A 7,286-nucleotide genomic window follows, 5' to 3' on the forward strand; every position below is an offset into this window, starting at 1 on the left:
AATATATAGAAAAATTAGAAAAGAGGAATTGAATTAAGGGAGGAACAACATGAAGCGTGTTGCTTGGATTACTGATAGTACAACTGCGAATTTTAAAACAGAAGGAGATAACTTTGTTATCCCAATCGAAGTTATTATTGATGGAATGTCGTACAAAGATTGTGAAGAAGGTGTACGTGAACGTGTTTATAATGCGTTAAACGAAGGTAAAACAGTCACTACTTCACAACCTAATATTGGGGAAATGGTAGAGTTATTTACGAAATGCAAAGAAGAATATGAAGAAGGATTTGCAGTTGCTATTAGCGGAAAAGTAAGTGGAACCTATCAAAATATGAAGCTAGCTGCAGAAATGGCAGGTTTTCCATTAACGGTATTAGACAGTGAAACAACAAGTTATCCAATGGATGAACTAATTAGAAAAGCGAAATCGTTATACAATGATGGTATGACTTTACAAGATATACACAAAACATTAGTAGATGAAAAAAGAAGACCTTTCCACGTATTCCCGAAAAGTTTAAAAGGCCTTTATGCAAGTGGTCGTGTAAAGGGCATTCAATTTTTACTTGGAAGTTTATTAAGTGTTAACTTAATATTAGAAGTAAAAGGTGGAGAGCTTTTACTTGAAAAGAAAGTTCGTAAAATCCAAAAATGTCGAGAATATATTAAAAATGAACTTGAAAAAGAATTACCAAAAGTACTTCACATGTTCCATGCTAATGATAAAGATGGAGCCGAGGAATGGATTGCAGATATTAGACAAGCATTCCCTGAAATGGATTTCAAATTATATCCATTACCAATTTCATTTGCGGTTCATGCAGGTGAAGGTACAATAGCAATTAGTTATTAAAGTAAAACCCGTGAATTATTTACGGGTTTTTTATTTAATTAAAATGAAATGTGATCTCGACATATCTCCATCGAGGTTAGAAATCGATGGTCGAGCTATCTTCTCATAGATAACTGTGGAATGCCTTTTTTATGACTTATCCAATTATTTCTTACAAGATTTAAGGAGGATTGAGTTGAAAATGAATTGATTAAAGTTTAAAATTACACTAAATAACACATTAGTTACTTTTGAGGGGGAAGTAAAGTGAATAAGGAGCATGCAATTGAACTTATTTCAATGAAAATAAAGTTAATACGCACTGAAAAAAGATATACACAAGATAAAATGGCTGAAGTTCTCGGCATATCAAAAAAAACGCTTGTTCAAATTGAGAAAGGGAGAACGAATGCAGGTTGGACCAACACTGTTGCTATTTGTGCATTGTTTAGAGATAGTGAAGTTTTACAGAATACTCTTGGGGATGATCCATTAGTAGTAATCGAAACAATGGCCCACAATAGCACTAACAACTTCAAAGAAAAAACATTGGGAGGAAAAGTCTGGTGGAAGCAGATTCAAGAAAAAGGGAACTTTCGCTTACAACAAAATCTAATTAGTCAGCATTATCGTATTCTAGACAGACAGGATTACCGTTGGTTTAATTCGTTTGATTTAGAAGAAACGCTAAATCAACTTAATAAATTAGCAACGAATTCAGAACATCAAATAACCAGAACTACAATGAGCGAAAATAAATAGGAGGAAATTACATATGATCATCTTGCATTTTCTTTGGATTTACTTTATGCCAATTTACTGGTTATGTGGATTTATAGGTGGAATCTATTTAATTATTGCAGGTATCAAATATCTTAAATTACTTGTAAGTGTAATGGGATTACTTTGTCTTACCCTTGTCGTGTTACCTATTGTTTGTTGGGGGACAGGGATTAATGCGGAATTTCTTCTTACACCCGTTTCCAACTTTTCACTATTCTCTTTAAGTGGGTTAATAGCAGGATTTATTGGATTGTGGTCAAAAATTAAAGGCATAAGAAATATGGGATTTACTATTTTTACTTGTGGAGTAATAGGTGCCCTATTCTATTATTTAATGTCTATACCCGATTCATACTATATAGGATAGTTTTTCAAAACTCAGTTCATTTACAAACAAAAGGATAGTGAAACAGGAAAAACATTATTTCTATTCTTTCTGTCTAACTTATTAAATAAAAAGGAGGTGCTATAGAACTGGTAGCGTTTCCTTTTTCACATGAATCATTCACCATCAGATAGGTTGCGCTCCAGTACGTAGTAGGTAGCATATCAATAACTAGCTATAATTTCTACATTCTCTGACTTTAAATGATAAAGGAGATGTTATCACAGTTGTTCCTGCAAAGAAAAAATGAATAGTTGTAGTAAAAACATTCTAGAATACAGAAGCTTAGGAATATTGGATATAAAATATGATAAATACGAGGCATAAGCCAGTTTACAATTTTTATGTCAACACTACAAACTTGACATGTGTGTATTTCGTTTTGCACTGTAAATCATTCATATTAAGTAATAGAATTGTAGAAATATATAATAGAATATTCGCACTAATATTTATACAGCTACAATCTATTTACATATAAGGTTATTAGGATTATATTGAAAATGAAAGAGAAAACAATAGATGGAAGGGGATGTTTTTTATGTTTAAAAAAGCAGCACTAGGGATTTCATCGTTAGCAATTACAGCGTTCGTCGGATTAGGAATGGCAACAGAAGCTTCAGCTGGACCAGCAGCACCACTTACTTCACTAAACGTCGTACAAGTAGAGTCTGAGCTAGGCGGGGTAGAAACAATTAATCAGAACAGCTTCAGCACATCGCGTAATCACGGGGGAAAATACTTATATATTACAACGAAAGAAATGGGCTATGGCCAAAACCCATTTGCTAAAATGAATGGTTCTAATGTAAAAAGTATTGATTCCACTATAATTGGCGGAAGACCAATCGTTGGCTGGTATTATAAATGGGATGCTTCTGGACACCAACAAGGAACTTTTGAGTACCAAAAGACATCTATAAATGCACCATTTAATACAATGCGTACATCAATTTATATCCAATAATTTTGAAAGCGTTCGCACATATAAAATAGTCAAAGAAAAGGCACTCTAAGGAGTGCCTTTTCTTTGACTTGAATCACGTCCATCTATATTTACAATCCCGATTTCATAGCAAGAACACTTCCCATAAAACAATATCCTAAACGTCTATGAAATTAATATGAACGGGTAGTACTAGTCCTCTACAGTTAAAGTACGTAACCTTACATATTCCAACCCAATGAAAAAGGAAAAAAACTGTCGTACTTACGCCACAGTTTTTAATTTATCCATGAACTCATAGTTTAATTTTAAGTTTTTTAGATATATAGACATAACCGTACTACCTACTACTCTTTTTTAAAATTCAAGATTAAAAAGAGTAGCTAAACTTATATAAGCTTAGCTTGATGGATATGTGGCGGAACTCTAAAATTAATTACATCTTTTTCATAATATAAACAATTTTATATAGGGAGATGAAAGGATTTTTTAAAATAATAAAGAAGTATGTATAAACAAATATATAAATGGTAGTGATTAGGATGAAAATCAGTAAGTTTGCAGAAGTAAATAATGTAAGTGTAGATACGATTAGACATTATATGGATCTCGGACTCGTTATTCCTGAGAAAAAAGGAAGTCACTATTTTTTTGACGAGTATTGTCAAAAGGATATAGAACTTATATTAGAGTACAAATGGATAGGGTTTAGCTTGAATGAAATTAAAGAACTGTTTCTTTATAAAAATTTAGGGAAATCCTTAGACTATGAAAAGGATATTTTTTATCAATCTTTATTTAAAGTAAAATATGAAAAGATTGAACAAGAGATAAAAACCTTAAAGGAACGAAAAGATAAATTAAAGAAAACGTTAAATAATTTATCTATAGAAACTGAAATTTCGAGTTCAATTTTAGGGGTAGATTTAAAAGTACTTCATTTATTTAAATGTGTTAAGTGTAACGGAAATTTAATTCTTGAAGATGGCATTATTAATAAAAATCAAATTGTTGAGGGGAAATTAATTTGTAATTGTGGTGAAGAATACGCGATTACTTCCGGAGTTTTAACAGCTGGAAAATTATTTGAGGTGTATAAGAGGAAATCACTTGAAGATTCTATTTCAGATTATATCCATGAAACGGATACTGCTTTTTTGGAAAATGTTCAAAGAGGAGGAGAATGGGCGAAAAAGAAACTAATGCAATTAGATTTAAATGAAAAAATACTACTTGATTTAGGGTCTGGTATTGGGTTCTTTTTACGAAATATTTATGAAGAACTACCGGTAGAGTGTTTATATATTGCTGTTGATCGAGATTTGAATAAACTTTTACTTTTAAAAGATGTAATTGAGAGAAGAAATTTGAAAAGAAATATTGTATTTATCTGTGCTGACTTTCTAAACATTCCTATTCAGAATTATTCTGCTGATATTGTAATTGATCAATCAGGTACAAGTAATTATAGTTTTGAACATGAGGAGTTTTTATTACGCGAATTAAATTACCTTTTTAAACCTAATTGTTATTTATTAAGTTCATTTATTTTATTTAATAAATTCAGCATAAATAGCCAAATTGCACCTAGACTCCGAGAGAATTTTACATCTGCAAAAGTAACGAAAGAAATCCAAAATTTACAGTTTCAATCGATTGATGAAAGTACTTCAAATTATTTAAAACGAGGCGGAAAGTACGAGGATTTCTTTGTTCAAGGAGAAGAAATTTATACATATTCATTTTTCGGAAAAAGATGGGGTTAACTCCATCTTTTATTTATTTTCCCTTAAAACTTTTCAAATAGTACATATTGCTATTGGGTTGACCCAAGAACTTACAATGTACGTAACACAAAGTTAGGCAGGGGGAAAAGTGATGGGAAGTTTACGATTACATATAGAAAATAAAAAAAGAAACCAAGAACTAAGAAATATTTGTTTATATTCAATTGCAAAAACAGTATCACTATTTGGTAGCTCTATTTATAGTTTTGCATTAGGATTGTATGTTTTACAAATAACCGGATCTGCGTTAAATTTTGCAATTTCGCTCATATTAGGAACGATTCCAATGATTGTTATGAATCCATTTGCCGGTGTCATTGCTGATAAGGTTGATAAAAAGAAACTGGTTATTTGTATGGATTTACTAAGCGGATGCTTATTAATAACTGTTTATATATTAAGCAGCTATTATGGATTAAACTTATTTATCATTTATACTACTACCTTTCTTATGACAGTATTTACAACTTTTTTTGGAATAGGTTTAGAGGCCGTAAAACCGAATATGGTCACTAAAGAGCGGTTAATGAGTATTAATTCTATAAGTAAAATTATCGATTCTATATCTTTAATTCTAGGCCCTATGTTAGGGGGGATTGTTTTTGCAGTCTTTGATATTAAAATTTTTATAATTATAAATGGTATTTCATTTATCCTTTCGGCTATTTCCATATTGTTTATTAACTTTAAATTGTTTGAGCAAAACATAAATGAGGAATGTTCAATTAGAGAAATTAATTTTATTGAAGATATAAAGGAGGGATACTCTTATTTATTGGAGCGGAAACGCTTAAAAAATACTTTTAGTATTTTAATTTCTCTTAATTTCTTTTTAGGCTTTGCTGTAACTGTTCCGTTGCCATACATTATTAACACAGTTCTTAATCTTAGTTCTAAGCAATTTGGTATGATTCAAGGGACTTTCCCGATAGGTATGATAGTTGGTGCAATACTAGTAAAAAAGATAACTGATTGTTTTTCTTATTCTTATCTATTGAAAAAAATAAGTTTTATGTTGGCGATTTTTATGATAGTTTCAGGAATACCTGTTTTATTTAAACCTATTGTAGTAAATAATTTGGTATATGTTACTACGTATTGCATGATTATGTTCTTTTTAGGATTTATGATAGCACAAATTGATATTCCTTTAATGTATTTCATGCAAAATGAGATTCCTGAAGAATATAGAGGAAGAGTTCTTAGTATTGGATTAAGCTTAGGTAAAATAATGCAGCCAATAGCACTTGCAATATCAGGACTATTATTAAATTTCATTCCAGCCTACACGCTTCCCATTGCAGGGGGGATTGTATTTTTTACTTTGAATAAAATTTTAGCAAATAAGTTAAATTTAGAAATTCATTCAAAAGATTATAGTGTTTAACGTAACTTAAAAAGCGCAGGATGCTGATCCTGCGCTTTTTTATCGTAATTCAGCGGTTTTTCTAATGACAATCTTATCAATATCATCTTCTTCATCACCAATAAATAATCCGCGTTCTTTTAAATACGCTTCAAAATATAAATCTGCTTCAGCGCGTTCGTCATATGGCTTTACAGAGAGAACGAAACCTAATTTGTTTTGTTCTTCTAAATGGGAAGTGGAGATGTAAGCCGGTACATTATGGCGTAAAAAGAGTTCTTTAACTGGAATAATCATATCTTTCATTAATTTCGTTAGCATACCCATTTCAAACTCGAAATTAAAGCGATCTATACTAGATAAATCAGCGAATACTACACCGATAAAACCTGTATTAAATACTTCTTGATATTCTACATCTTCATCATGGCCGCCATAAAAATTCTTTTCGATTAAATAATTTACAAAATAAGCAACGCCATCACTTTGTTCAAATGGTTTCGTTGAAAGAACAAAACCAATTTTCTTTTGTTTATGTAAATACACACATGACATGTATGCTGAAATGTTATGTTCTTTAAATAAAGCACTTGTTGCTCCAGAGAGACCATCTAGTACGTGATGAACAATTTGAAGTTTTTTACGAGCGAAATAATAGGATTTCTTTTGTAACTCCAATGTATCAATAAAGACAGAGCCGATAAAGCCTGTATTTGAAATAATAGGTGCTTGCTTTTTTCTTCCTCTGCGCTTTAATGGATCCATTGTTAAAATCATCCCTTCATGTACGTTTAAAATAAAAAGAACGTTTGTTCGTATATTTATATTTTACTATTAAAACGCTATAAAGTAAAGGGTTTTTGATGAAAATATAACAAAAAAGACACCTTATAAAAGGTGCCTTAAACGCTGTAAGGAATAGGGTTTACCCTAACTATTTATATTATGATACAGAAACAATCTCTTCTGTATCTTCTACATCTAAATGACAGTCCATAGTACGAACATCTTGATCTTCATGACTTCCGAAATAAATAGTAATTTTCATATGTATCGCTCCTTTATTCTAGGAATACCTAAAATAATTACTAGTAATGTTAATATTTATTATATACCACTTTTTTCATTCCGACAACGTTATATCATTTTTAATTATTTTAAACTATAGAGCACAATTTAAAGAG

The 7,286-nt window shown here is 30.8% G+C and carries 7 protein-coding genes; 6 read left to right on the forward strand and 1 reads right to left on the reverse strand.

Annotation, left to right across the window (positions count from 1 at the left end; translation table 11 throughout):
- Positions 1-49 precede the first annotated feature (49 nt).
- From CQ064_RS30115 to CQ064_RS30140, 6 genes are all read left to right on the forward strand, one after another.
- A complete protein-coding gene (locus CQ064_RS30115) occupies positions 50-856 on the forward strand; it encodes a DegV family protein (RefSeq protein WP_000831923.1) in 807 nt (268 codons plus the stop codon).
- Positions 857-1,102: 246 nt separating this feature from the next.
- The gene (locus CQ064_RS30120) at positions 1,103-1,597 is read left to right on the forward strand and encodes a helix-turn-helix transcriptional regulator (protein ID WP_001031006.1); all 495 of its coding nucleotides are present in this window, start codon (positions 1,103-1,105) and stop codon (positions 1,595-1,597) included.
- 13 nt (positions 1,598-1,610) lie between these two features.
- Positions 1,611-1,985, forward strand: coding sequence for a hypothetical protein (locus tag CQ064_RS30125; RefSeq protein ID WP_000584709.1), 375 nt, complete (start codon positions 1,611-1,613; stop codon positions 1,983-1,985).
- Positions 1,986-2,544: 559 nt separating this feature from the next.
- On the forward strand, positions 2,545-2,970 hold the full coding sequence (locus CQ064_RS30130) for a DUF4879 domain-containing protein (protein ID WP_000472916.1): 426 nt from the start codon (positions 2,545-2,547) through the stop codon (positions 2,968-2,970).
- A 521-nt stretch (positions 2,971-3,491) separates the two neighbouring features.
- On the forward strand, positions 3,492-4,715 hold the full coding sequence (locus CQ064_RS30135) for a MerR family transcriptional regulator (protein ID WP_000703283.1): 1,224 nt from the start codon (positions 3,492-3,494) through the stop codon (positions 4,713-4,715).
- A gap of 112 nt (positions 4,716-4,827) precedes the next feature.
- The gene (locus tag CQ064_RS30140; protein WP_000535169.1) at positions 4,828-6,123 is read left to right on the forward strand and encodes an MFS transporter; all 1,296 of its coding nucleotides are present in this window, start codon (positions 4,828-4,830) and stop codon (positions 6,121-6,123) included.
- Between the two features lie 39 nt (positions 6,124-6,162).
- Here the strand turns inward: CQ064_RS30140 and CQ064_RS30145 are convergent, their stop codons facing one another.
- On the reverse strand, positions 6,163-6,867 hold the full coding sequence (locus tag CQ064_RS30145) for a hypothetical protein (RefSeq protein WP_000371371.1): 705 nt from the start codon (positions 6,865-6,867) through the stop codon (positions 6,163-6,165).
- Between the last annotated feature and the right edge of the window lie 419 nt (positions 6,868-7,286).

Source organism: Bacillus sp. MYb78, assembly GCF_002975115.1.
Lineage (GTDB): Bacteria > Bacillota > Bacilli > Bacillales > Bacillaceae_G > Bacillus_A > Bacillus_A cereus.